Below are 25717 nucleotides of genomic sequence, written 5' to 3'. Positions count from 1 at the left end.
TCTTGGATAGTTCCAAGACTGTGCCAAAGTTATAAACCAGTCGCTAGGCGACAGTAAACGTAGATGAAGGGGATGGAGAAAATGAAGCTGTCAAGCCGATCTAGTACTCCTCCGTGTCCGGGCATAATGGCGCCGCTGTCTTTAACGCCCCGCCTGCGTTTCAGCCAAGATTCGAACAAGTCTCCAATGTTGCTGGTGGCGCCAATGAGGAGGCCAAAACCGATCCAAAAGGCTTGGGAATTTTGTGGGAAAATGAGGTGGAGGTTGTAGGCTAAGAGCATCAGAAAGAGGACTCCTCCAAGCAGTCCTTCGATGGTTTTATTGGGACTGATGTTCGGGGCTAAGGGGCGCTTGCCGAAGAATCGCCCCGTCATGTAGGCGAAGGTGTCGTTGGTCCAAATCATCAGGAAGGCGCCTAGGACCAGAAATGGTTTCCAGTTGTCAGGTCCGCCAAGGACTTGAGGTAAGAGGTAAAAGCTCAACGTAGGGTAGAGGAAAAGGGCACCTATTCGGGTCAGGTCTTCTGTAATGGTCTTGGATTTTCGAAATAGGAGACTTCCGAACCACACAAAGAGGACAATGGGGTAGTAGAGGCGAGCATCGGACCAGCCGTACTGTTCGGCAACGCTGGAGGCATACCAGAGTGCAGGTACGGCGATGAGCCACCAAGACCTCGGTTGATCACCAAGGATTCCTTGCATTTCGTAAAGTCCAACCGCTAGAAAAAATAGAAATAGGAGATACGCACTTGTTGGGCCGTACCACAAGCTGGCCCAAACGGCACCAACATAAAGGACTCCGGAGAGTCCTCGGACGACCATATCTTTCATAGACCGCTTTCCTCGATAAGAGCACGTGCGCGCTCCACATCGTTTGCCGCTACCTTGATTTCAACATACCCAATGGGGTACATGCTGTCTCGTTTATTGAGTTGGAAAGGCTCAATTCCGGCCTCGCGAAGCTTGTCCGAAACGAGGTTGGCTTGATATTCTTGGTCCGTCGTGTATACTTGAATCAGTTCACTCATGTCGCTTGATCTTCCACTAAAAGTAAGAAAACGTCGTGATGTACAGCGGGGTCGTATTCTCTTCGAATACCGCTCGTATTCTCAATCTTATTTACTTGAACTGTTGTGATGTTGGAGGGAATATCCTCGCTCTGGCTCTTGAACCAGCGCATACCTTCACTGAGGTTTTTGTGCAACTGAGAAGTGTACGCGATCACAATATGGGTTGAAGGAAAGCAATTGAGTTTTTCTCCGCCGGTTTGTGTGGAGGAGACGACAATTCCTCCGTCGTAGGCGCTCAAGAAGGCACAGGTGCTTACAAAGGCGTCGGCATTTCGATCTTCCGTGTCGAAATCGATGTTGGCCCGCTGCAAGATAGAGGCCAGCTCGTCTTCACGAGCGAATACCGTAGTCCAATTGTATTCTAAGGATAGTCTGTGGAGACTTTCTACGAGCTCAGCTTCGTGCTCGCAATACAAAAATTTGCCCGTAGCTTCTGTGAACTCACGGGCAAATTGTACGTCTAGCGGACCCTTTTCGGGCTCTAGGTATTTGTTTCCTTTAGCGGAGGCGGTATCATTCCCCTGGGCTGGCTTGCCGCTCAGGGCGTCCTTGATTCGTTTGAATGCTCCTCCAAAGGACCCTTTACTCATACTTCTTTCTCCACTTCGGGCTGCTCGTCTTGGGCTTCGGGCTTTGGTGACTCGGCAGGTGCTTCGTGTCCGTTCGATTCTACCTTGACCTCTTCTTCTTTGTTCCAAGGTCGTTTTCCGAAGATATCTTCGAGGTCCTCTTTAAAGATGACTTCCTCTTCAAGCAGCTTCTCCGCTAATTTAATAAGTTTATCCTTATTGTTCTCGAGCAAATCAATTGCTCGGTCATATTGATTCTCAATGAGCGATTTGACTTCTGAGTCAATCAGCTCAGCGGTCTTTTCCGAATAAGGCTTTCCAAAATTATAGTCCGATTGACCGCTGGAATCGTAATAGGTTACATTTCCAATCTTATCGTTCAGTCCGTAGATGGTAACCATGGCTTGAGCCTGCTTGGTCACTTTTTCCAAATCACTCAAGGCACCCGTACTGATTTTGTCAAACATGACTTTTTCAGCCGCACGACCTCCCATAGTGGCGCACATTTCATCGAGCATCTGCTCGGTACGCGTAATGCTGCGCTCCTCAGGCAAATACCAAGCTGCACCGAGGCTCCGTCCCCGCGGAATGATGGTCACCTTTACCAGTGGAGCCGCGTGTTCCAACAGCCAACTTACGGTCGCATGACCCGCTTCGTGGAACGCGATGGTTTTCTTCTCTTCGTCCGAGATGAGCTTATTCTTCTTTTCTAGTCCACCGATGATTCGGTCAACGGCATCCAAGAAGTCCTGACGTTCCACAACCTTCTTGCCTTTACGGGCAGCGACCAATGCCGCTTCGTTACAAACGTTGGCGATATCTGCTCCGCTGAATCCTGGCGTTTGACGAGCCAAAAAGTCGATATCAAGCTCTTTGCTAATTTTCAGCGGGCGCAAGTGCACGTCGAAAATCTCTTTACGTTCTGCCAAGTCGGGTAAGTCCACGTGAATCTGACGATCGAAACGTCCTGCACGCATTAGTGCGCGGTCGAGTACATCGGCACGGTTGGTAGCCGCCAGTACAATTACATTCGTGTCGGTTCCGAAACCGTCCATTTCCGTCAAAAGGGCGTTCAGGGTATTTTCGCGTTCATCGTTGGCTCCCGTCATCTGAGAACGTCCACGACTGCGACCGACAGCATCAATTTCATCGATGAAGATGATGGCTGGAGCCTTTTCTTTCGCTTGCTTGAACAAGTCACGTACACGGCTTGCACCAACACCCACGAACATCTCAACGAAATCAGAACCACTTAAGCTGAAGAAAGGCACTTTGGCTTCTCCGGCCACGGCTTTCGCCAAGAGGGTTTTACCTGTTCCTGGGGGTCCTACGAGAAGAGCTCCCTTGGGAATTTTACCTCCCAGGTTGGTGTATTTGGTTGGGTTCTTCAAGAAGTCGACAATTTCTTGCACCTCTTCTTTTGCGCCTTCCAAACCAGCGACGTCTTTGAAGGTAACCTTCACGTTGTTGTTCTGATCAAACAAGGTCGCTTTGGACTTGCCAATATTGAAGATTTGACCTCCACCGGCTCCACCTCCGCTCATACGACGCATGATGAAGATCCAGATTGCCACCATGATGACGATCGGGAAGACCCAGCTTAGGATATCGCCCCAGACGTTTTCGCGCTTGGTGTATTCCACGATCACCGGAGATTCCTCCTCCTGATATTCTTCTAGCTTTTTGTTGAATTCTTCAACCGTACCAATGTTGAAGACGTAGTGCGGTCCCTCGTTCACTCCACCGCCAAAAGGCTGATCGCGTACTTCTTCGAACTTCGATTCAGACAAGGCATCTTTTCGGATGTAGATTTCGGCCTTCTCGTTGTTCACGATGACTACCTTTTCTACTTCATTTCCGGCCAAGAAGCCCTCAAAATCGCGGTAGTTTGTATTCTGTAGGTTGGCATACATGCCGCTGAAGAGCTGAATGCCGATGAAGAACAAGAAAATGATGGCGTAGATCCAATAGAAATTGAATCGACGTTTGGGCGATCCTCCGCCTTCTCCGCCATTTCCATTCTGGTTGCGCTGAAACTGTTCGCGCAACTTATTGAGTTGATTATCGTCTTTGTTTTCTGCCATTGCTTAGTTCACTTCTATCTCGCGGATTTCCGCATCGCCCCACAATTCCTCTATGTTGTAAAATTCCCGGATGGGGCGTTGAAATACGTGGGCGACTACATTTACGTAGTCCAGGAGTACCCACTCGCTCTCTTCTTTACCTTCCTTGTGCCAAGGCTTATCATTGAGCCCCTTGCGCACCTCTTCTTCAATGCTGTCTGCAATCGCTTTGACTTGCGTATTCGAATTACCGTCACAGATCACAAAAAAATCCGTCACGGCATGCTCGATTTCGCGCAAGTCCATGATGGTTACGTTTTGACCTTTTTTCTCTTCGATCCCTTTGACAATAACCTCTACCAGCTGTTCTGAATCTGGTCCTTGGGGGTTTTTCATTCAATGTTTTGTTTAACGTACGAAGTTAACGAATTTGTGGGTCCCAAAGTTTTCGCCCTACGGGCCGATGCACGGTTCTAAACCATTGTACATCAATGAATCCACTATTTGTTGGCCGCACCCTCATTGAGCACGAGCAACTAGACTCCACCAATAGTTATGCCCTAAAGGTGTTGCGCGATCAAAATGTTCCAGAGGGGACGGTAATTTATACTCCGAATCAGACGTCGGGACGGGGCCAAGTCAATAACGAGTGGTATAGTAAACCCGCTGAAAGCCTGACCTTTAGCTTGGTTTTATACCCCCATTTCCTCCCGGCAACCGACCAGTTTCGCCTGAACAAAGCAGTGAGTTTGGCCCTCTATGACTATTTGTCAGAGCGCGTTGATGGGGTGCGGATAAAATGGCCGAATGACCTCCTTATTGACGGTAAAAAGGTCGCGGGGATATTGATTGAGAATCAGCTCAAAGGAACGCTGATAGGGCAGTCCATCATCGGCATTGGGATCAATTTGAATCAACGGCGATTTCCGTCGAATCTTCCTGATGCGACATCGTTGTACCGATTGACAAGGGAGCAATACAATCCGCGTCAAGAGCTTCAAAAGATCTTCTCTTACTTGGAAGCACGTTACCTGCAGATCCGGCATTCCAAGCGCGATCTTCGCGCGGACTATTTCAAGGTCTTGCACCGGAACGCGGGTTGGTTTTCCTACGAGGATGATCGCGGACCCTTTAAGGCCGTCATCGTAGGAGTAGAGCCCTCTGGTCGACTCATTCTTCGCGACCAAGATGGACAACAACGTCCTTATGCTTTTAAGGAGGTAAAGTTCCTCTAGTTAGAGGGTGGCCAGTTTTTCTTCGAGCTTGCCAATAAAGCTTTTCAAGGGGCGCTCGACCATCATTTTCAACATGGGGTTGAAGTTACCGGTGAAGAAAAGCTGAACATCGCTTTCATTTTCACTAACGGCGTTGATTTCGCCAATGAGTTTGAAGGGAACCGATCCGGCAGACCCCAACTCAATGCGCTTGTTGGGTTCTTCAGACTCTTTTTTGAGCTTCACTTCTGGCATGCCTTTTAGCGCAAATTTGAATCCGTCTTCTCGCGCTTCAAAAAGCTGTACATCGTCTGGCATGAGCTTGCCAAAATTCTCCATCACACTGAAGAATTCGAAGAGTTCACGGTCCGATTTTGCGATTCGGACCACATTGCTTTCAATTTTCATAGTTCCCAAATTATTGACCCCACTGATCCGGGGCGGTGCGCCATTCCTTTAAGGTCTCGAGCTCATTATCACGTACATAATCCAATTCTTCTGCACGTTCCAGCAAGTGGTGGTAATCGCTCAAGGTCACCAAGTCACAACCCGCATCCTCGAAGTTTTGTTTCGCAACATCGAATCCGTAGGTGAAAATAGCGGCCATTCCCATGATGTTGGCTTCTGCTTCTTTCAATGCTCCATAGGCCGCCAAGCTACTCATACCGGTACTGATGAGGTCCTCAATGATGACCACGTTTTGACCGCGTTCCAAATGTCCTTCAATTTGGTTTTGACGGCCATGAGCTTTTGACTTGCTTCGGATGTAGACAAAGGGCAAGTTCAATTTCTCAGCAACCAAGGCGCCGATGGCAATGGCACCTGTAGCTACTCCAGCAATAACGTTGGGCGTACCGTACTGGGTAAGTATGGCTTTGGCCATCTCATCGCGCAAGTAGGTGCGTATGGGCGGATAGCTCAAGCTCAACCGGTTGTCGCAGTAGATGGGTGATTTCCAACCAGAAGCCCAAGTGAAGGGGTCACTGGGTTGGAGTTTAATTGCCTTAATTTGCAGGAGAAATTCGGCCGTTTTCTTGGCCGCTTCACGGTCTAAAATCATGGGTTCAAATGTATGAAGTTTTTGTCAATGATCGCCCGCTCCTGCTCAAGTCAGGGCCGATTTCTGAACATGAAAATAACGGGTTAAGTACTGCGCTTAAAAAGGCCTTTGAGGACCTGGAGAATGGAAGAATAGAACGCGCTGAGTTTGAAGGGGATGTGGAGCATCTGTGGAGTGTCTTTAAGGCGCTTTTTAATTGGGTGGAAGCCGCTGGTGGACTCGTATTCAACCCCAATAATGAGTTGCTGGTGATCAAGCGCTGGGGAAAGTGGGATCTGCCTAAAGGAAAAATGGAAAAAGGAGAAACCCCTGAAGAGTCCGCAATTAGAGAAGTAGAGGAGGAGTGTGGTGTGAACGACTTGACCTTGGGGTCACCCGTATTTCCCACGTACCATACCTATCGCATAAAGGGAAAGCCCGTGTTGAAGAAAACGCATTGGTACGCCATGACCAGTAGCGGTCAGCAGTCTTTGATTCCTCAAGTAGAAGAGGACATCGAAGAAGTACTTTGGATGAATCGAGATCGCTGGCCAGAAGTGCACGCCAACACTTATGCGAACATCAGCCGATTGTTACGGGCACAAACATAGAAACGTCACCTCCATTGCGGTATACGTCGCGGACTATGCTGCTGCTGATGGCGGCGAACTCTGGATCGGTCAGAAGAAATACAGTCTCCAATTGATGATCCATCATGCGGTTGGCTTGAGCGATCGCCTTTTCGAATTCAAAATCAGCCGGATTCCGCAATCCTCGTAGGAGGTATCGAGCTCCTACGGAGCGACAGAAGTCTACCGTCAACCCCTCAAAGTCCATCACTTCAATTTCATCAACTCCTTCAAAGGCGTTTTTGATGTAGGTAACGCGCTGCTCGCGGGTAAACATGTACTTCTTTTGAGCGTTCTGGCCCACGGCAATAATGATCTTGTCAAAAAGCCCTACAGCTCTTTGCACGATGTCCACATGCCCATTGGTAATGGGATCAAAACTTCCTGGGAAGACGGCGATACGACTCATATCTCAAAGATAGAGAAATTCACATGGCCGTATCTGCGGTGTTCGGTGAAGCCCTTCACGCTGCTCAAATCCTCTTCGTCGCTGTGTTCAATGACCAAGAGCCCATTGGCTTCCAAAAGGCCTCTTTCCAAAATTCGCTCCGCCAGTTCTCCACTGCGCATGAGGTCATACGGGGGATCAGCGAAGATGAAGTTATAGCGCTCGGGTGTCCGTTCTGTAAAGACGAATACGTCTGATCGAATGGCTTTGAGCCCCTCCATACCTAATTCCGAGGCCGTTTTTTGAATGAAGTTCACACAGTCGCGATGCTTGTCCACGGCAGTAACATCAGGACAGCCTCTGGAGATGAGCTCGAGGGTGATGCTTCCAATACCCGCAAAGAAGTCGAGCGCCTTCGTGTCTTCAAAATCCAATCGATGTCCGAGAATATTGAACAATGCTTCCTTGGCTCGATCGGTTGTGGGTCGAACAGGCAGGTTGTTGGGCGCTGTAATTCTGCGCCCTCGATATTCTCCGCTTATGATACGCATAGATACTGCTGAAAAAGTGCGAAGTATTGGTGCGCCGCAAGGTTGTCTAGGATGGGTGCGTAGACAAAGCCATCGGGCCGTAGGCCCCAATGCACATGCCGAACGTAGGTATAGGTGATGTCGTACAGCGCTGAGTTCTTTTCGATTCCGCCGTACAGCGTCACCGGAACCTCTTCTGGGTTCAAGGACAACTGCTCCATGGTGAAAAGTACGTAGTAGATATAGTCTTCCGCTGTTTGAAAGGGGAAGCGATTGAAGAGCTGAAGTTTGCGATCCTGAAGAACGACAATGTAGAAATGCCGCTCTTCAAAGTTCAATAGAACACGTGCGGTTGGGTCGTTTTGATGAATGCGCAACATACCTTCGAGAAATGGGGTGCTCCCGTGAACGATGCGGCTGGCCTTCAACTGCGTTTGTGCGTCTTGCGGGATGGTATACACATTGTGCGCCTCGATAGCGGCAATCTCATCTTTTTCGAGTTGATCCGTCGCCAGCAAAGGCTGAACAAGATCTCTCAATTTGCGCTCTGACTCAGCGGTACTCAAAGCATCGGGGATCAGCGTTGAGACGCCAATATTCCAAGCACAGCTGGCGCTGTGGAAGTCTTGCTTGAGCCATTCGTCCTGTTCTCGAAGCTCCTGGTAGTTATTCAAGATTTCAGCAGGACGGTCCGTTGGGTCAAAGCGGTAGTCGCGCACACCGATATAGGCGTTGCGTTCCAGGTCCAATATTGAAAAAGAAAGTCCATCCGAGTCAAACTGGATGGACCTGTGCTTGGGATGAGCGTTTCTTAATTGGGTTGGATCAATAAAGTCAGTTGCTGTCTGAATCTTATTGCCAGTTACCATTTAATGATGCTTCGGTCATGGAGCCCACCTGCAAGTCTTTCGACTGCGTTTTAATCAGGGTGCGATCCAAACCTCTTAGGTAAAGTTCTTTTGGCGCGCGAGCCATGAAGACCTGCACGATCAGTCCACCATCTTTTTCCAAACGTCCAGCGTCCATTTCAAAATCCTCACCTCCAGAGAATGGAATGGTGCGAAGTGCGCTTAGGTCGTAATCAGCGAACAAGCTGTCTTTGATAGAGCTGTAACCGAGTGTGTCAATGACCACGGTATCGCGAATCTCCATTTGCTGGTACAGTTCGCTGAACGCTTCGTAGCTGGAGTCACGACGCTGTAGAAGTGTGAATTCTCCAGTGTCCAAGAAGGCCACGAGATCTTCGAAAGTGGGGCTGAAGCCACCGTTCACTTCCTTGTAAGCCGCTTGTGCAGTACGGATAGAGATGAGTTTTTCTTTCACCACTTCCATGCGGCGGTTCTTTTGCTGCTCAAAGCGAATCGGTGCTTGAATGATCTCATACAACCAGTATGACAGACCGAGAGCAACGATAACGAGAACTACTTTGATAATGAGGGACGATCTCATGAACGTAGAGGTTATTTGATGTGGAGCAAATCTACAATTTTTTTTAAACCGAAAATTGGGGCTCAAGGCCCTGAAGCGCGCTATCTTTGGGCTTAACACAAAGTTAAACTATGGAGGGCGCCGCCCTGAAAAAACAGCTCCGAAAAGCCTTTGGATTTACCCCAACCCGGGAGCAAGATACCTTGCTTGATCTTTTGGCCGAATTCATGTTGGACCTAGATCCAAGGCGCCTCTTTCTCCTCAAGGGATACGCGGGTACCGGGAAGACAACGGCCGTTCGGTCGATCGTATTGTCTGCACCTACGGTGCGACGGAAAACCGTACTTCTTGCCCCAACCGGCCGTGCGGCAAAGGTCATGTCCCTTTATTCAGGAAAATCGGCTCAGACCATACACCGCAAGATTTACATCCCTCGCGTTACGAAGAACGGTGGGGTCTTTTTTGAACGGCTCGAAAACAAGCACACCAATACCATCTTTATCGTGGATGAAGCGTCCATGATCACTGGGACAGGAGGAATCGGTGAGAATTCCCTTTTGGATGACTTGGTCGAGTACGTGTATTCCGGAGTGAACTGCAAGCTGCTTTTTATTGGGGATGAAGCTCAGCTTCCACCCGTTCATTCGGATTTAAGCCCGGCCTTGGATCCTGAGTACCTCGCAACGCGCTATGATCGTGATGTGACGCAACACCGACTCACTGAAGTCGTTCGCCAAAGATTGGAGTCGGGAATTCTATTCAACGCCACAGAGGTGCGCCGAATCGTGGAAATTGACGAACCGGAAAAGCCCCAGTTTGCGACGGATGGGTTCCCCGATTTTATTCGTTTGCGCGAAGGGTACGAATTGGAGGATGCCTTGAATTCAGCCTATGAGGAAGGCGTAGACAATACCGTCGTGATCTGTCGGTCCAATAAAAGAGCCAATCTGTACAACGGACAAATTCGGGCGCGCATTCGCTGGCAAGACACCGAGCTGAGTGCGGGGGATTACCTGATGGTCGTCAAGAACAACTATTTCTGGCTCGAGGGAAATAAACGGTCGAACTTCATTGCGAATGGAGATATCGCCGAAGTGATGGCGGTCCGTCGCATTAAAGAGATGTATGGCTTTCGATTCGCTGAGGCGACCATTCGCTTGGTGGACTATCCAGATTTGGACGAACAGGATGTGATGTTGCTCTTGGATACCTTGACCGTAGATGGCCCTAGCTTGGATCGGGAATCCAGCATGCGCCTGTACGAGGCGGTCAAGGAAGACTACGCCGACATTCCTTCTAAGTATCAGGTACGTCAAAAGATCAAGCAAAATGAGTATTATCAAGCTTTACAGGTCAAGTATGCCTATGCGGTCACGTGCCATAAAGCACAAGGAGGTCAGTGGAAGCATGTGTTTGTAGAGCAAGCTTATTTGCCAGGAGGAGAACCCGATATCGGCTATTTGCGCTGGCTCTATACAGCCTTAACGCGTGCTACGGAACGTGTATATTTGATCGGATTCAAGGATGATTATTTCGAAGAAGAATGAAAAAGTGGCTAGGTAAGAGCTTGCTCGGTTTATTCGGTTGGAAGATTTCAGGGGAAGTCCCGAGTGATTTGAAACGTATGGTCATGGTGGCCGCGCCCCACACTAGCAATTGGGACTATCCCATTGCTATTTTGTCCTTTTGGTACATCGGTATCCGAATGCGCTACTTCATTAAAGACACCTATACCCGCTCTGTTTTCGGATTTATTTTTCGGGCCACAGGTGCCATTGGGGTGGACCGAAGCCGAAGAGGGAATCTGACGGGTTTTGCTATGGAGCTTCTCGCGGAAAATGAGGAGATGGTTATTCTCGTTCCGGCCGAAGGCACGCGCAGTAGGGTGGAGAAGTGGAAGACTGGTTTTTATCACATTGCCGTCCAGTCCGAGGTGCCCATCGTGTTGGGTTATGTCAATTACGACAAAAAGATTTCAGGCATCGGTCCGGTCTATTATCCAACCGGAGACTTCGAGACAGATATGGCCCATATTGAAGACTTCTACCGAGATAAGGTTGGGCGCTTTCCCGAGCAGTATAACCCCAAGATCTACTGACGATCGGACTCGACGAAGTACATGTCGAGAAGCCCCTTGTTCTTCGCTTCAATTTGACCCCGGTGCGTCGTTTTAAATGAATCATCTAAGGCCTCAAAGGTGGACTGACTGATGTTCACTTTTCCCGGTTCGCTGTTTTGCTCCATACGAGCTGCAGTATTGACAGCATCACCCCAAACATCGTATTGGAATTTCATAGTACCAACAACTCCGGCAACCACTTCACCCGTGTGCAAGCCAATGCGAAGTGCCAAGCTCGCTTCGGGCCTCACGGCGTTGAATTCTGCAACCGTCTCTTGCATTTTTAAAGATGCGCGGACCACGTCATTGACGGTTGCCGTATTGCCCGTGGGCATTCCACCAACAGCCAAATAAGCATCGCCGATGGTTTTAATTTTCTCTAGGCCGAAGTTCTTGCAGATATCGTCGAAAGCTCGGAAGTAGCTGTCGATTTCCGAGACGAGTTCGTCTGGAGACAACTTTTCACTGAGCTTTGTGAACCCGACAAAATCGGCAAACAGAATGGTAACGTGGTCGTATTTGCGCGCGGTGGTTTGTCCGTGCTCCTTGAGCTCGTTTGCGGTATCCTCAGGAAGAATATTCAGCAGCAATTCTTCGCTTCTTCGCTTCTCTCGACGGGTTTGATGGAATTGAAAGAAAATGAGGCCGCTTAAGAAAACGAAGAGGCCAAAGCCAAATCCAAAGCTCCGAGATCGCAAGAGTTCTGTTCTCAATTGGGCGGCTTGTCGACTTTGTTCTAGACGCATGTCGTGAAGGACCTCGGCCAAGGCCAACTTTTCTTTTTCGTTGATGCGTTGCACACTGTCTTCCAGGGCATTTCGTTCATCGGCCAAATCATATGCTAATTCATAATTGCCGTTCTCCAAACTCACGCGCTCGAGCCCCTCAACAGCTCTGAGTTTAAAAGGAACAAATTGAACCTGATTGGCATATTGAATAGCGCGCTCAAAGAACGTTGTGGCCAATTCAAAATCTGGCTTGCGCTCATAAAACTCGCCCATTCGGATGTAGAAGTTGGTCTTGAAATACAGGTCCGGTTGACGCGACATTTCGGCACTTGCCTTTTGCCAGTAGTACGCTGCACTGTCCATTTCTCCTCTCGCTTCTGAGAAGTAGGCCATAAAGCGATAATAGCGATGAGGAACAGTGACACGGTTGACTTCTAGCTCTTCGGGTATAATGTCTCGATACAATTCAAGCATTCCCTGAAAGTCATCGCGCTGAATAAGCGTGGTTCGATAAAAACCAAGGTATTCGTTCTTCAAATAGGTGAATGGGGTCTTTTGGATTCGTTGGATTTCATCTCGAATGAGGGGCTTAAAGTTTTCAATAGCGCCAGAACTTACCGGAATGTAGAGACTCCAATACGCGAGATACTCACCGTCGAGTTGATCAAATTCAGAAGACGATTCAAACAGCTCTTGTTGAACTTCCATGATCCGTGTGGCCTCATCAAATTCATCGGCATGGACATAAAAGTCACGCAACTCTTCGTAGTGCTTCATGAGCATACGAGGAGTTCCATAGCGTTTAATGATCTCCTCTCCAATCAGGAAATAAGTTAACGCAGGCACTTTTAGGTTGCTGTTTTCGGCGATTTGGGCAAGACTTGTGTAGGATTGCCCCACCAGTACGGAGTCCCCGAGCCGTCGAGCCTCGCTCAAGGCGCTTTCCGCCACATCTAGGGCTAAGTCAAACTTGTAGGTGGTGTTGTAGAGTCTGGAATAAAGACGGTAGGTATACCAGGTCTTTTCTGGAAAGTCGGGGCAGTTTTCTTCCCAATCTTTCAAGAGTCCATAGGCTTCTCGGCTTTGGGTCAGCAGTGGGCCATTGATGAGGTAGAGCTCCATGGAGCGTGTATAGTCCCTGGGCGCGAGGTCTTCCTGAAAAAGTTGAGCTAGAACATGGGTCAAGGAGTCTTGGGTTTCGGGATTTCCGGATCCCTGACGAACCCATCGCCCCTTCTGGTCTAGGAGGTCGAGTTTGCCGTTTTCAATCGAGGTTTCCGCGATTTGATCCCACGAAGGATTGGGGGGCATAGGGCGCTGTTGGGCCATCGTGCCGAAGGCACAGAGCACTAGGAATAGCGCGAGTATTTTGGACGTTGTTTGGAGGTTCATGACCAAGGTTAAAAATAGGACTCTTTTCTATTTCCTCTAATTATTTGGTAATTTCAGCGGAAACAACCTAACCCCGTTCTCATGAAACTCAATCCCCACATGAAGTCATTTACGGCAGGAGTCTTGGCTTGTGCCAGCCTATTTGCCATTTACTCTTTTACTGTAGCGACCCCGCAAGAGGGAGGCGACGGAATCAGTGTTACCACCGCCAAAGCCCTTCACGATAATTACCTTGGAACCAACCCAGCATCGGTTGATGGCCCGTTGCAGGCGATCCAACTTAGTTCCACGGCCGTAGCCGCCGCCCAGGACGTGCTCTCTCAAAATGGAGACGCCGACGGTGTACGAATCTACTATGGCGTAACGGCTGAAGGCGACATGTCTAATGTGGTGGTGGCAACCGAAGCAGGGAGCGATCTCACCGAGGGCTATATGATTGCCACTCCTGGAGGTGCAACCAACTGTCCTCAAGCTTGTGACATGCAAAGCCCTATAATGAAGTAAGGTTCACTAGAACCAATTCTTTCTTTTCATGTACAGCAGCATGCCAATGGCAATGACGCCCATTACCCCAAGGGTGATGCGGTATGCATTGGGGTAATGCAGTTCTGGCATGTTGTCAAAGTTCATTCCGTAGAGTCCGGCAATAAAGGTCAGTGGAATGAATACTGCTGAAATCAACGTCAGGGTGTAGATGGTCCGGTTCATGCGGTGATCCATCAAGGAGGAATGGATATCCACCAAGTCGCTCAGAAGTTCTCGAAGGAATTCAAGCTGTCCCACATTGGCCTTGATCATTCCTCGGAGATCGGCGAAGTATGGCTCGTTCTCTGGATGGATCAGAGAGAACTGCTCGTGATTCAAGTTCACCATTTCTTGAAGCGGTATGAAGTTGCGCAGCAACATGATGATCTCGCGCTTCTTTTGAATAATGCTCTCCACGATGCGGCCACTGCGGTCTCGACCCGCTTCGACTTCGAGGGCGTCGATTTCCTCGCTTAGGTTGTCGATTAAAAGTATGGTATAGTCTGCAAGAAGATCCATCAGGGCGAAGAGCAAATAGTCCAAATCACCTTCGAGAATCTGTCCTCGAGACTTTTTTATTCGATCTTGAAGGGGCTGATAATGTCCTTCCGCCCGCTCACTAAAGCTGATTAATACGTTTTTCTGAAGGAGGTAACTGACATTCTCCGTGTGAAGCTCCCCCTTGTCATTCTGATAGAAGAGCTTCATGATGAAGAGCCCATAGTCGTCGTACAATTCCCTTTTTGGGCTGTGCCGTGCGTTGGCTACATCCTCCAAGACCAGATCGCTAATGTTAAAGCGAGTGCCTACGGCACGAAGAACATCTGCATCGTGCAGACCAAAAACCCTTAGCCAGTGACGATCGCCGGCTCGGAAATGCGCATCAAACTCCTCAACACTATGAAGCGGTATGATTTCGACACCTTCGCTGTTGTATCGAATCAGGTCCATCCGCACTGGTTCCTGTCGATGAACACCCGTGTAGTCTACAGATCCGGGCGGCTTACCGAACTTGGGTAGGTAGCTGATTCTCTTGGCGCTCATGACTTATTCTTCCGGGTTTCGGCCTTTTCCGTTTCGATGTCCGTTTTGTATACCACCGTCCGATATGGGAAGGGAATCTCTATTCCTTCTTGATCAAAACGTTTCTTGATGGCTTTTAAGAGATCGGATTTCATCATGAATCCGGTGATGGGATCTTTGGACCAAGCGTTGGCCCTGAGCTGGATGCCGGAGTCCAAATACTCAGTGACCATGACAACTACCTTGTCCGCTCCTGCTTGAATATCCTCCGGGCTTCGCCAGTCAATGAGGTCCGGATGCTTTTCAATCTCTTCTTGTACGTATCCGATGGCCTCGTCCAAATCGGTATCATAGCTCACGGAAAGGTAAATTCGGGTATTGGTACGTTCTTCAACGATACTCGAATTGGTGATGGTCTCGGCGCTGATCACGGAATTCGGAATCACAATTCGACGGTTCTCGAAGTTTCGGATGACCGAGTGGCGAAGGGTGATGTCCTCGACAATTCCTTGATTTAAGGTGCCGACTTGAATCATGTCTCCGACTCGGAAAGGTTTGAAGATCACGATAAATAGACCGCTGATGATGTTGCTAAACGCTTGTTGTGAGGCGAAACCAAGGATGGCCGCGAAAATTCCCGCGCCGGCAAAAAGGGTGAGACCAAGTGCTTTGAACTCAGGAATGGTATAGATCACCGTGAAGATGGCCATCAAGTAAATGAGGGCGGTCATCGCATTCTTAAAGAAACGGTACCGCGTAGGGTCTACTTTGAGAATGAGGGAGCTGGAGTTGAAAAAGCGATTGAGGAAAAAGTTGATCAGTCTCGATAGAATCGTCGCAATGACGAATGCGGCGATGATGATTAAAGCATATTCCCAAAAGGGTTGATCCCACCGGATCTGTTGAGCTGCTTCGTTTTCCATGTTTATTTCGTTACACGCCAAGAGGCACCTATACTCAGGAAGGCTTCAGAAATAACGGCTGACCCGTTCGAACTCCCAATTTGGAAAGGAAAGTTGGTGAATAAATCCAGCTGTAGATCTGGTTGAACCAACCAGGCAACTCCGAGGTCGAACCCTTCGTACACCCCAAGCTGATAAGCCACTTGATCGTTATCGGAATTGAAAGATGTGGGGAATGCTGCGTATTCGACGAATCCCGACCACTTGGAGCCGATAGAGAAACCGTAGTTCAATGTCATGTATAGGTCTGCGCCATTTGAAATAAGTGATGAGCCAATTTCACTGGTGGCGTAAACGAAGGCCACGGTGGAGTTCAAACTTGCACCGTTCATCCAGCCGTATGAGATGTTTCCTTGACCCCAATAAGAGCTCAAGGTTCCGAGGACGAAACCATCGGCACCGTAGTATCGAAATTGACCTGTAATGTTCCACTGATCGCTTCGGAGAATGTGGTAGCGGAGTCCAAGCTCGAAGGTGGGGAAGGGACTGAGTACATTGTTAAAGATTGGCGTGATTCCCGCGTTGAGTTCGAGTCGATCTCCGGCACCAAACCGCAAGTAGATGGGCGTTTGGTAGGAATCTTGGAAATCGGAAACGTAGTTCCAATCCAGTCCTGCTTGTATGAGGAATGCTCCTTTTTGAGTGGTTGAGCTCGCAAAGGTTTGCCCGGGGCGATCGGAGTTCAATGGGTAGGCCTCTTGGGCGAATAGAGTGCATCGGGCCGTAAGGCCCAAAACCAAAAGAATAAGACGCAGTTTCATCATCAGTAAGGTAAGAAATCCTATTCGTAACGAAGGGATTCGATCGGGTCAAGGCGAGCCGCTTTGAGTGCTGGGTAGAAACCAGCAAGAGTTCCAACACCTAAGCAGACCAGGAAGGCTGTGAAAATCCAGGTCCAAGGAATGAGAAAAGGTGCATCGAATTGGAAGCTCAATACGTTACCCACCAAGATGCCCAGTGCGACACCGATAAGTCCACCGATTTGGCAGATAATAACGGCTTCAACCAAGAATTGGATCAGGATATTGCGCGCTTTGGCCCCGATGGCTTTTCGGATTCCGATTTCGCGAGTTCGATCGGTTACGCTTACCAGCATGATATTCATAAGGCCAATAGACGCTCCAAATAAAGTGATGAGTGCAATGGTAACCGTCGCGAAAATCACCGTACTGAGCTGTTCGATGAGCAGTTGGCTCAAGTTGTCGCTGGACTGAATATTGAAACTCTCTTCTTCGGTGGGGTGCTGTTTGCGAACGGCGCGCATGAGCCCGCTGGCGTAGCTGATGGCCGCCTCTCGGTCTTGGGTGCTCTCCGTCATGACGGAGATCTGAAAACTCTGATTGGGGTAGCTGTATACTTGCCGTGCCTTTTGGATCGGGATTAAGGCAACATTATCCCCGCCGAACCCTGCCGATGATCCTTTGGACTCCAATACGCCAATGATCTTGAATCGCTGCTTTGAAATAGTAATGGTCTGACCGATCGGATCTTCGCCCGGATCAAAAAGATAGTCTACTACGTCGGGACCAATGATGGTAAAGGGGCGGTTGTCTTCGATCTCCTGCTTGATGAAATTCCGGCCGCTGCCCAATTGATAGCCGCCCGTCATGAGGTAGTTTTCATCAATACCCATGACCTGCATATTGGGCTTCGTCTCTTTCTCGTTCCGCTGCAGCTGTGCCGATCCGCTGGCCCGCATGGATAGCGAAACAGATGCGGGGAAATCAAATCGGTCTTTAAAGCTTCGGGCTTCGCGAATACTGATCGGCGCATGTCGTTTGGGGCGAATTCCATTGTTGTTGAAGAGAATGGTCATCCCGGCATTCTGAATGGTAAAAGTGTTGGCCCCCATTCGAGAGAAATTGTCGGTAATGCTGCCTTTGATTACATCGATCGACGTAAGTATGCCCACAAGTGCCGTAATTCCAATGGCAATGACGGTCATCGTCAAGGCGGCACGGAGCGATTGCGCTTTGATGGAGCCCACCGCTTGGCGCACATTTTCAAGGAAAACAGAGGAGAACATTTTCATGGTGACAAGGTACAAATCCAGCCGTTAGGGAAGGCTTTAAAAACAAGGGTTAATTTGCTATTTTTGCAATCCTTTCAGCACTCTACGAATATAAAAAAGATCCCTTATGGCATTTGATATTGACATGATCCAAGGAGTATACGGCCGCATGGCGGAGCGTATCGAAAAAGCGCGTGAAGTCGTTGGTCGTCCTCTGACGATGACCGAAAAGATTCTTTACGCACACTTGACAGATGGCGCAGCTTCAGAAGCGTTTGAACGCGGCAAATCCTACGTCAACTTTGCTCCGGATCGTGTAGCCATGCAGGATGCAACGGCCCAAATGGCCTTGTTGCAGTTCATGCAAGCGGGGAAAGTCAAAGCAGCAGTTCCTTCTACGGTACACTGTGATCACTTGATCCAAGCGGAAAGCGGAGCTGAAGCAGATATGACCAAAGCCTTGGACATCAACAAAGAAGTATTCGACTTCTTGTCTACGGTTTCAAACAAATACGGCATTGGCTTCTGGAAGCCAGGTGCCGGGATTATTCACCAAGTGGTATTGGAGAACTACGCCTTCCCAGGCGGGATGATGATCGGAACCGATTCTCATACGGTAAACGCCGGTGGTCTCGGAATGGTAGCGATTGGAGTTGGTGGAGCTGATGCGGTAGACGTTATGGCTGGAATGCCTTGGGAGCTGAAATTCCCAAAACTCATCGGAGTGCGTTTGACCGGTAAACTGAACGGTTGGACCTCCGCGAAAGACGTTATTTTGAAGGTAGCCGGAATCCTCACTGTGAAAGGAGGAACGGGAGCCATCGTGGAATACTTTGGACCCGGAGCTGAAAGCATGAGCTGTACCGGAAAAGGAACCATTTGTAACATGGGAGCAGAAATTGGAGCTACAACTTCACTGTTTGCCTATGACGCCAAAATGGGAGAATACTTACGCGGAACAGATCGTGCGGAAGTCGCGGACTTGGCAGACGCCAATGCGGCTCACCTCAGAGCAGATGATGAGGTAATGGAGAATCCATCTGAATACTACGATCAGTTGATCGAAATTAACTTAGACGAATTAGAGCCGCACATCAATGGCCCATTCACGCCAGATTTGGCTTGGCCTTTGAGCAAGTTTGCTCAAGCGGTGAAAGACAATGGCTATCCAGAGCGTTTGGAAGTAGGCCTCATCGGTTCTTGTACGAACTCGAGTTATGAGGACTTGACACGTTCGGCTTCTATTGCACAGCAGGCTATTGACAAAAGCATCAAGCCGAAGGCTGACTTTACCATTACTCCTGGAAGTGAGCAAGTTCGCTACACTGCAGAGCGCGATGGAATCTTGGACACCTTCGGACAAATGGGCGGAGTTGTTATGGCCAATGCTTGTGGACCATGTATTGGTCAATGGGCGCGTCACATGGACGATCCAGACCGCAAGAACAGCATTATTACCTCGTTCAACCGGAACTTCGCCAAGCGTAACGACGGTAACCCGAACACGCACGCTTTCGTCGCCTCTCCAGAGTTGACGACGGCCTTTGCGATAGCAGGAGATCTGACCTTTAACCCGATGACGGACACCTTGACCAATGAAAATGGTGAAGAGGTGAAGCTCGAAGAGCCAATGGGTATCGAAATGCCTCCTTCTGGCTTCGCAGTAGAGGATGCCGGATATCAGGCCCCGGCGGCAGACGGATCTGGAGTTTCGGTTGAGGTTGCACCAGACAGTAAGCGCCTTCAGCTTTTGACACCTTTCCAGCCCTGGGACGGTGAGAATATGACGGGTCTTCGTCTTCTGATCAAGGCCAAGGGTAAGTGTACAACGGATCACATTTCCATGGCCGGGCCGTGGTTGCGCTTCCGCGGTCACTTGGACAATATTTCCAACAATATGTTGATTGGAGCGGTGAACTTCTTCAATGATCAGACCAACTTGGTGAAGAACCAATTGGATGGATCTTATGGAGCTGTTCCTGATACTCAGCGTGCTTACAAAGCAGAGGGAGTAGGAACAGTTGTTGTCGGAGATCACAACTACGGTGAAGGATCAAGTCGTGAGCACGCGGCAATGGAGCCTCGCCATCTTGGCGTCAAGGTGGTATTGGTTAAATCCTTTGCTCGTATCCACGAAACCAACTTGAAGAAACAAGGAATGTTGGGCTTGACGTTCGCAGACGAGCACGATTACGACAAAGTACGCGAGGACGATACCTTCAACTTTGTTGACTTGAACGAGTTTGCACCGGGTAAGCCGTTGACCATCGAGATCGTACACAGCGATGGAAGCAAAGACACCATTACTGCAAACCATACCTACAACGAAAACCAGATTGCTTGGTATCGTGCCGGTTCGGCCTTGAATTTGATCCGAGCTCAGGAGGCGAATGCCTGAGTTCATTAAAGGATCGAAGCGAGCAAGACGTGGATGGGCCTTTTACGATTGGGCCAATTCGGTTTATTCCTTAGTCATTGCCACAGCCGTGTTCCCGATCTATTATGGGTCGGTCACCACGGGTGAGGAGAACAATTTGGTCCGGTTCTTAGGAACGGATTGGGAGAATACGGTCATCTACAGCTACTGCTTGTCCTTTAGTTTCTTATTGGTTGCCATAATGTCGCCTATTCTGTCCGGAATAGCGGATTACTCTGGCTCTAAAAAGAGATTCCTTCAAGTCTTTTGCTACATCGGTGCGGCCGCCTGTGCTGGTCTGTACTTTTTCAATGGAGAAAATGTAGGCTTGGCCTTGACCTTGAGTGTCATTGCCAGTGTTGGATTTTGGGGAAGCTTGGTTTTCTACAACGCGTATTTACCAGAGGTCGCTTTTGAAGATCAACAAGACGCAACCTCGGCCATGGGCTTCAGCTACGGATATATCGGGGCAACCTTGCTACTCATTGCCAACTTGGCGATGATCCTTCAGCCCGAGACCTTTGGTTTGGCCGACTCGGGTCAGGCGTCTAGGATCAGTTTTCTCATGGTGGCCGTTTGGTGGATAGGTTTTGCGCAGTTTACCTTTCGTCGCTTGCCTGAACCCAGAGATGGGGGTAAGATTACCAAAGACGTCCTTGGGAACGGCTACCGAGCACTACGATCTGTTTGGAGACAATTGGGTGAAATGGCAGATCTCAAGCGTTTTCTCATTGGCTTTTTCATGCTCTCCGTTGGTGTTCAGACCATTATTTACGTCGCTAGTCTTTTTGGAGAAAAGGAATTGGAATTGGAGTCGACCTACCTAATTGGGACCATTATTTTGATACAGCTCCTCGGGATTGTTGGAGCGCAGTTTTTCTCCTATCTCAGTTCAAGGATCGGAAACATCCGCGCACTGATTGCCTCCCTCTTGGTTTGGGCGTCTATGGGTGGTGTTGCTTTTGCCTTGCAGGCCGATGACCCTATTGTTCAGTACAAATTCCTTGCCTTGGGCTCGGCCGTGGGATTAGTTCTTGGCGGAGTGCAAGCCCTGGCCCGTTCAACCTACAGTAAAATGCTTCCAGAAGACGCTACCAAACACACGAGTTTCTTCAGCTTTTTCGATGTAACGGAGAAAGTGGCCATCATCTTGGGGACTTTCATTTATGGCTTACTGGAGTCTTTAACAGGGAACATGCGTATGTCCATCATGGCGCTAAGCCTTTTCTTCGTTTTCGCCATTCTGGCCCTTTGGCCCATGCGCCATCGCTTTGCAGCTTATCGGGTTAAAGAGCGGTAAACATTATTCCTTATCGGTCTCTTTTAAGAACGTATATTAAGGGACTCATTTACACGATAGAAGGAATGAAAAAAGCGATAATTCTCGCCGCCATAGTCATTGGTTTGGCCTCCAGTTGTAGCTACAATAACGTTGAGGATCTCCATTCCTCTGGTTGCGATACCACCAATGTCACCTATTCTGAAGTGATAGAGCCTCTGATGACCCAGAGTTGCGCTTTTGAAGGCTGTCATGGGGGATCTTTCCCTGCGGCTAACTTGGATTTGAACGATTACGATGACGTCAAGAAAGTGGCGGATAATGGTCTCCTCGTCAACCGCATCAACAGAGCTCCTGGTGATCCCCTACTTATGCCACCAGCAGGAAAACTACCGACGTGTAATATTGAAAGAATTGAAGCTTGGGTAGACGCCGGAGCTCCTCAAAATTGATCCTATGAAACGACTTCTACTGCTTGCCGCTGTCTTGATTTCAGGGGCGATTCAAGCCCAAGACGATTTGCTGGACCTTTTGTCCGAGGGTGAAGAAACAACCGATTACGCCTTTGCCACCTTTAAGGACTCACGAATCATCAATGTACAGAGCAATGAGACAGCTTCGGCTGGTGTGCTTCGCTTTGTCATCAGTCACCGCTTCGGAAAGTTGAGCGATGGAGCTTATGAACTATTCGGACTGGACAATGCAACGATTCGTCTTGGACTCGACTACGGAATCACGGACAATATTCAAGTAGGATTTGCCCGATCATCCTTTGAGAAGACTTACGAGGGGAATTTGAAAATTAAACTCCTTCGACAAAGTAGTGGTGCGAAGAATATGCCCTTGTCTGTGACCTGGTATTCGGGCATGTACATTAATAGCCTTCGAATTCCTGAAGATGCATATCAGCCCACCTTTACCGAAAGGATCAGCTATGCCCATCAAATCATTCTTGCCCGAAAATTCAGCAAGGCCTTTTCGCTAGCCGTAATTCCGAGCTACTTGCACGATAACCTCGTCCTGACCAATGAAATGAACAACGATCAGTTCGCTTTAGGCGTTGGAGGCCGTGTTAAATTGACCAATCGCTTAAGTCTGAACGCGGAGTACCACGCTCGCCTGATTACGCAAGTGGAACAAGACGACCCCTTTAACAACAGTTTTTCGATCGGCTTCGATATCGAAACAGGAGGCCACGTTTTTCAATTGCATTTGACCAACAGTCGAGGTATGTTTGAGACCGCATTTATTGGAGAAACGGCGGGCCGCTGGGTAGATGGAGATATCTTCTTTGGGTTTAATATTTCTCGAGTATTCACGGTCGTAAGAAAGTAAGTCAGCATGTACGATTTAGCCGTCATCGGTGGAGGCATTATTGGAGCCGCCACCTGGTACGAACTACAGAAAAGGTATCCGGAAAAGTCAATTCTCTTACTTGAAAAAGAAGACCACTTGGCGGCACATCAGACCGGAAATAACTCCGGAGTTATTCACTCCGGGTTATATTACACTCCAGGATCCCTGAAGGCCAAGAACTGCGTCCGAGGACGAAAAGCTCTGGTGGCCTTCGCTCAAGAGCACGGAGTGGCCCACGACGTCTGTGGAAAGGTCATTGTCGCTACGGAAGAGCGAGAACTGCCTCAGATGGAGAGAATCTACCAGAACGGAATTGCCAACGGAATTGAAGGCTTAGAGAAAATCTCGGGCGCTCAAATCAAAGAGCATGAACCTCATGTGGAAGGCGTGGCCGGACTTTATGTGCCTGTAACCGGAATCATCGACTATGTAGGGGCTACCGAGAAAATGGCGGAAATAGCCAGTGCTAAAAACGAAAACAGTCACCTGAAGCTCGGTGAAGAAGTTCGAGGAATCAAACACCACGATGGACATTCGACCATCGTCACCCAGAAGGGCACGTACCAGGCCAAGGAACTCATTTTTTGCGCTGGGTTGCAGGCCGACCGTCTTGCTAGAAAAGACGGAGTCAAACTACCGGAGCGTGTGGTGGGATTCCGAGGGGATTATTACGAACTCACAGAAACAGGTAAGCACAAGGTCAAGCACTTGATTTACCCCGTTCCCGACCCGCAGTTTCCTTTTCTCGGTGTTCACTTCACCCGAATGACCAATGGAGAAATCGAATGTGGACCAAATGCCGTCTTCACCTTCAAGCGCGAAGGATATGGCAAGACGGATTTCGATCTGCGGGATACAGTTGACGCCTTGACCTATGCCGGCACTTGGAAATTATTCACCAAGAACATGGCCTACGGGATAGGAGAGTACCGACGTGCCTTCAGCAAAAAGCTCTTCCTCCAAACACTTCAGCGGATGATTCCAAGCTTGACTATGGAAGACATAAGACCGGGCCGCGCGGGGGTTCGTGCCCTTTTGCTGGGGACCGATGGTGATACGCGAGATGATTTCCGGATCGAGCATCGGGGCAACAGCATCCACGTACTCAACGCTCCTTCACCAGCGGCAACAGCAAGCCTGGCCATCGCAGAGCAAATAGCGGAAATGGCCGAAGAGTACTTCTCCTGGAATTAAGTCCTATGAATTGGCCCTACGGGCCGATGCTTATCGGAGCAAGGTCTGAACGCGATCCGGTCCTACAGAAACCAACTTCACGGGTACGCCGCACTCCTTTTCAATAAAGGTGATGTAGTCCTTCAAGGCCTGAGGTAGATTATTGACATCAGTCACCTGAGTTAAATCCTCACTCCAGCCCGGAAGTTCTTCGTAGATCGGCTCAATGAGGTCTTCGTTCAGTGAGTACGGAAGATGACTAATTTCTTCACCTCGGTAGAGGTACTTGGTACAAACCTTGAGCGTATCAAATCCACTAAGTACATCTGCCTTCATCATCATAAGCTCGGTCACGCCATTGACGTTGATCGCGTATTTCAATGCCGGTAAATCCAACCATCCACACCGACGTGGACGTCCAGTCGTTGAGCCAAACTCATGACCAGCTACGCGCATGCGTTCGCCGTCAGCATCTTCTAGCTCAGTAGGGAAGGGGCCGCTACCCACACGGGTGCAGTAGGCCTTGAAAATTCCGAACACATTGCCAATGCGGTTCGGCGCAATCCCCAATCCAGTGCAGGCGCCAGCGGCGATCGTGTTCGATGAAGTAACAAATGGATAGGTTCCAAAGTCAATGTCCAAGAGTGAACCTTGAGCTCCTTCTGCTAATACCTTGCGGCCCGTTGCAATCGCATCGGCCATATATTGTTCGCTATCGATCAGCGTCAATTTCTTCAAGTTCTCGATCCCTTCGAACCACTCTTGCTCTACTTCTTCCAGATCGTATTCGTAGTCGAAGTGACTCAGCATATCGATGTGCTTCTTGCGAAGGGTCTCATAGCGCTCTTTGAAGTCGGGAAGTTCAATATCTCCTAGACGCAATCCATTACGACCCGTCTTGTCCATGTATGTGGGTCCAATTCCCTTCAGTGTCGATCCAATCTTCTTTTTACCCTTTGCTTGCTCTGAAGCCGCATCCAAAAAGCGATGTGTGGGCAAGATCAAATGCGCTTTACGCGAGAGTAATAACTTCTCGGTGAACTCAACATCGCGCGTTCTCAGGCCCTCCAATTCACGGCAGAAGATAACCGGGTCAATCACAACTCCATTTCCAACCACATTGTCTGTGTCGTCATGGAAAATTCCAGAAGGAATCGTGTGAAGAACGTGCTTGATACCGTCAAATTCGAGGGTGTGTCCTGCATTGGGTCCACCTTGAAAACGCGCAATGACATCGTACTTCTGCGTCAATACGTCAACGATCTTTCCTTTTCCTTCGTCGCCCCATTGGAGCCCGAGCAATACATCTACCGACATGGTCGTATGGTTATGATTCTGAATCTCCCTCAGCGGGAGGATTTTTAAGGGCGTAAAGGTACAGAGAATGACTCAATACTTTGACACCCAAGAGGTCTTCAATTGAAGACTTGATTTGCTGAATTCGCGGGTCGCAAAACTCAATGACCTCTCCTGTATCCGTCATAATGACGTGATCATGCTGCTTGTCGTAAAAGGAGGGTTCGTATTGCGCCTGGTTGTTGCCAAATTGATGCTTGCGCACCAAGTTGCTGTCCAATAAAAGTTCAATGGTATTGTACAAGGTCGCCCGAGAAACCCGGTAGTTTTTATTCTTCATTTTGATGTACAAAGACTCCACGTCAAAATGATCCTTTTGATCGTAGATTTCCTTCAAAATGGCAAAGCGCTCCGGCGTCTTCCGCTGTCCGTTTTGCTCTAAATAAGTCGTAAAAACTTCCTTGACTTGCTCTTGGTGGTCGGGTGTCACCATTCCGTTCTAATTAGG

28 protein-coding genes are annotated in these 25717 nt (G+C 49.0%); 10 read left to right on the top strand and 18 right to left on the bottom strand.

Features of this window, described 5'->3' with window-relative positions:
* Positions 1 to 29 precede the first annotated feature (29 nt).
* The 5 genes from HZ996_12270 to rsfS are packed head-to-tail and all read right to left on the bottom strand — an operon-like array spanning position 30 to position 4097.
* The gene (locus tag HZ996_12270; GenBank protein QTN39888.1) at positions 30 to 830 is read right to left on the bottom strand and encodes a phosphatidate cytidylyltransferase; all 801 of its coding nucleotides are present in this window, start codon (positions 828 to 830) and stop codon (positions 30 to 32) included.
* Positions 827 to 1027, bottom strand: coding sequence for a DUF2007 domain-containing protein (locus HZ996_12265; protein ID QTN39887.1), 201 nt, complete (start codon positions 1025 to 1027; stop codon positions 827 to 829). The genes HZ996_12270 and HZ996_12265 overlap by 4 nt, the downstream gene beginning before the upstream one ends.
* Complete coding sequence (locus HZ996_12260; GenBank protein ID QTN39886.1) at positions 1024 to 1659, bottom strand: LUD domain-containing protein; 636 nt, start codon at positions 1657 to 1659, stop codon at positions 1024 to 1026. The genes HZ996_12265 and HZ996_12260 overlap by 4 nt, the downstream gene beginning before the upstream one ends.
* Positions 1656 to 3722 carry an ATP-dependent zinc metalloprotease FtsH gene (gene hflB, locus HZ996_12255; protein QTN39885.1) on the bottom strand — a complete coding sequence of 689 codons (2067 nt, stop codon included), beginning with the start codon at positions 3720 to 3722 and terminating at the stop codon, positions 1656 to 1658. Before hflB ends, HZ996_12260 begins: the two co-directional genes overlap by 4 nt.
* Before the next feature lie 3 nt (positions 3723 to 3725).
* Entirely contained in the window at positions 3726 to 4097 is a 372-nt protein-coding gene (rsfS, locus tag HZ996_12250; protein QTN39884.1) for a ribosome silencing factor, read from the bottom strand.
* 95 nt (positions 4098 to 4192) lie between these two features.
* On the opposite strand from rsfS, the gene HZ996_12245 reads away from it, so the two are divergent.
* A complete protein-coding gene (locus HZ996_12245; GenBank protein QTN39883.1) occupies positions 4193 to 4936 on the top strand; it encodes a biotin--[acetyl-CoA-carboxylase] ligase in 744 nt (247 codons plus the stop codon).
* On the opposite strand, the gene HZ996_12240 is transcribed toward HZ996_12245, so the two are convergent.
* Both HZ996_12240 and HZ996_12235 read right to left on the bottom strand, forming a co-directional pair.
* Positions 4937 to 5323: an SRPBCC family protein gene (locus HZ996_12240; GenBank protein QTN39882.1), complete on the bottom strand. Its 387-nt coding sequence runs from the start codon at positions 5321 to 5323 to the stop codon at positions 4937 to 4939. It abuts the gene before it with no gap.
* A 10-nt stretch (positions 5324 to 5333) separates the two neighbouring features.
* On the bottom strand, positions 5334 to 5975 hold the full coding sequence (locus tag HZ996_12235) for an orotate phosphoribosyltransferase (protein QTN39881.1): 642 nt from the start codon (positions 5973 to 5975) through the stop codon (positions 5334 to 5336).
* An 8-nt stretch (positions 5976 to 5983) separates the two neighbouring features.
* Between HZ996_12235 and HZ996_12230 the strand changes: the two genes are divergently transcribed.
* Positions 5984 to 6565 (top strand): NUDIX domain-containing protein, encoded by a 582-nt coding sequence (locus HZ996_12230; GenBank protein QTN39880.1) that lies wholly within the window; start codon positions 5984 to 5986, stop codon positions 6563 to 6565.
* On the opposite strand, the gene coaD is transcribed toward HZ996_12230, so the two are convergent.
* From coaD to HZ996_12210, 4 genes are read right to left on the bottom strand one after another with little or no spacing between them, the layout of a single operon-like run.
* Positions 6537 to 6992, bottom strand: coding sequence for a pantetheine-phosphate adenylyltransferase (coaD, locus tag HZ996_12225; protein QTN39879.1), 456 nt, complete (start codon positions 6990 to 6992; stop codon positions 6537 to 6539). The genes HZ996_12230 and coaD overlap by 29 nt on opposite strands.
* Positions 6989 to 7522, bottom strand: coding sequence for an RsmD family RNA methyltransferase (locus HZ996_12220; protein ID QTN39878.1), 534 nt, complete (start codon positions 7520 to 7522; stop codon positions 6989 to 6991). The genes coaD and HZ996_12220 overlap by 4 nt, the downstream gene beginning before the upstream one ends.
* Positions 7510 to 8370: a DUF3822 family protein gene (locus tag HZ996_12215; GenBank protein QTN39877.1), complete on the bottom strand. Its 861-nt coding sequence runs from the start codon at positions 8368 to 8370 to the stop codon at positions 7510 to 7512. The genes HZ996_12220 and HZ996_12215 overlap by 13 nt, the downstream gene beginning before the upstream one ends.
* The gene (locus tag HZ996_12210) at positions 8354 to 8950 is read right to left on the bottom strand and encodes a hypothetical protein (GenBank protein ID QTN39876.1); all 597 of its coding nucleotides are present in this window, start codon (positions 8948 to 8950) and stop codon (positions 8354 to 8356) included. Before HZ996_12210 ends, HZ996_12215 begins: the two co-directional genes overlap by 17 nt.
* Before the next feature lie 110 nt (positions 8951 to 9060).
* Between HZ996_12210 and HZ996_12205 the strand changes: the two genes are divergently transcribed.
* Both HZ996_12205 and HZ996_12200 read left to right on the top strand, forming a co-directional pair.
* Positions 9061 to 10476 (top strand): AAA family ATPase, encoded by a 1416-nt coding sequence (locus HZ996_12205; protein ID QTN39875.1) that lies wholly within the window; start codon positions 9061 to 9063, stop codon positions 10474 to 10476.
* Positions 10473 to 11027 carry a 1-acyl-sn-glycerol-3-phosphate acyltransferase gene (locus tag HZ996_12200; GenBank protein ID QTN39874.1) on the top strand — a complete coding sequence of 185 codons (555 nt, stop codon included), beginning with the start codon at positions 10473 to 10475 and terminating at the stop codon, positions 11025 to 11027. The genes HZ996_12205 and HZ996_12200 overlap by 4 nt, the downstream gene beginning before the upstream one ends.
* Here the strand turns inward: HZ996_12200 and HZ996_12195 are convergent.
* Entirely contained in the window at positions 11021 to 13168 is a 2148-nt protein-coding gene (locus HZ996_12195; protein ID QTN39873.1) for an adenylate/guanylate cyclase domain-containing protein, read from the bottom strand. The genes HZ996_12200 and HZ996_12195 overlap by 7 nt on opposite strands.
* Positions 13169 to 13249: 81 nt before the next feature.
* On the opposite strand from HZ996_12195, the gene HZ996_12190 reads away from it, so the two are divergent.
* Entirely contained in the window at positions 13250 to 13672 is a 423-nt protein-coding gene (locus tag HZ996_12190) for a hypothetical protein (protein ID QTN39872.1), read from the top strand.
* Between the two features lie 6 nt (positions 13673 to 13678).
* Here the strand turns inward: HZ996_12190 and HZ996_12185 are convergent, their stop codons facing one another.
* Genes HZ996_12185 through HZ996_12170 form a run of 4 tightly spaced genes read right to left on the bottom strand, consistent with a single transcriptional unit; the run spans position 13679 to position 17704 of the window.
* A complete protein-coding gene (locus tag HZ996_12185; GenBank protein QTN39871.1) occupies positions 13679 to 14737 on the bottom strand; it encodes a magnesium and cobalt transport protein CorA in 1059 nt (352 codons plus the stop codon).
* A complete protein-coding gene (locus HZ996_12180; protein ID QTN39870.1) occupies positions 14734 to 15639 on the bottom strand; it encodes a mechanosensitive ion channel family protein in 906 nt (301 codons plus the stop codon). Before HZ996_12180 ends, HZ996_12185 begins: the two co-directional genes overlap by 4 nt.
* 2 nt (positions 15640 to 15641) lie before the next feature.
* Entirely contained in the window at positions 15642 to 16439 is a 798-nt protein-coding gene (locus tag HZ996_12175) for a hypothetical protein (protein QTN39869.1), read from the bottom strand.
* Positions 16440 to 16459: 20 nt separating this feature from the next.
* The gene (locus HZ996_12170) at positions 16460 to 17704 is read right to left on the bottom strand and encodes an ABC transporter permease (GenBank protein ID QTN40051.1); all 1245 of its coding nucleotides are present in this window, start codon (positions 17702 to 17704) and stop codon (positions 16460 to 16462) included.
* Positions 17705 to 17816: 112 nt separating this feature from the next.
* Here HZ996_12170 and HZ996_12165 point away from each other — a divergent pair, with 112 nt between their 5' ends.
* The 5 genes from HZ996_12165 to lhgO all read left to right on the top strand — a co-directional run bounded on the left by HZ996_12165 (position 17817) and on the right by lhgO (position 23934).
* Positions 17817 to 20087 carry an aconitate hydratase gene (locus tag HZ996_12165; protein QTN39868.1) on the top strand — a complete coding sequence of 757 codons (2271 nt, stop codon included), beginning with the start codon at positions 17817 to 17819 and terminating at the stop codon, positions 20085 to 20087.
* Entirely contained in the window at positions 20080 to 21405 is a 1326-nt protein-coding gene (locus HZ996_12160) for an MFS transporter (GenBank protein ID QTN39867.1), read from the top strand. The genes HZ996_12165 and HZ996_12160 overlap by 8 nt, the downstream gene beginning before the upstream one ends.
* 65 nt (positions 21406 to 21470) lie before the next feature.
* Positions 21471 to 21836: a hypothetical protein gene (locus HZ996_12155; protein ID QTN39866.1), complete on the top strand. Its 366-nt coding sequence runs from the start codon at positions 21471 to 21473 to the stop codon at positions 21834 to 21836.
* Between the two features lie 4 nt (positions 21837 to 21840).
* Positions 21841 to 22719 carry a hypothetical protein gene (locus tag HZ996_12150; GenBank protein QTN39865.1) on the top strand — a complete coding sequence of 293 codons (879 nt, stop codon included), beginning with the start codon at positions 21841 to 21843 and terminating at the stop codon, positions 22717 to 22719.
* A 6-nt stretch (positions 22720 to 22725) separates the two neighbouring features.
* The gene (gene lhgO / locus HZ996_12145) at positions 22726 to 23934 is read left to right on the top strand and encodes an L-2-hydroxyglutarate oxidase (protein ID QTN39864.1); all 1209 of its coding nucleotides are present in this window, start codon (positions 22726 to 22728) and stop codon (positions 23932 to 23934) included.
* A gap of 30 nt (positions 23935 to 23964) precedes the next feature.
* Here the strand turns inward: lhgO and HZ996_12140 are convergent, their stop codons facing one another.
* Entirely contained in the window at positions 23965 to 25230 is a 1266-nt protein-coding gene (locus tag HZ996_12140; protein ID QTN39863.1) for an adenylosuccinate synthase, read from the bottom strand.
* Positions 25231 to 25240: 10 nt separating this feature from the next.
* Positions 25241 to 25702: a transcriptional repressor gene (locus tag HZ996_12135; GenBank protein QTN39862.1), complete on the bottom strand. Its 462-nt coding sequence runs from the start codon at positions 25700 to 25702 to the stop codon at positions 25241 to 25243.
* Positions 25703 to 25717: the final 15 nt, after the last annotated feature.

This window comes from Cryomorphaceae bacterium (assembly GCA_017798125.1).
In the GTDB taxonomy this organism is placed as follows: Bacteria; Bacteroidota; Bacteroidia; order Flavobacteriales; family ECT2AJA-044; genus ECT2AJA-044.
The sequence above is the reverse complement of the archived record's forward strand: the minus strand, read 5'-3'. Positions and strand labels throughout refer to the sequence as shown.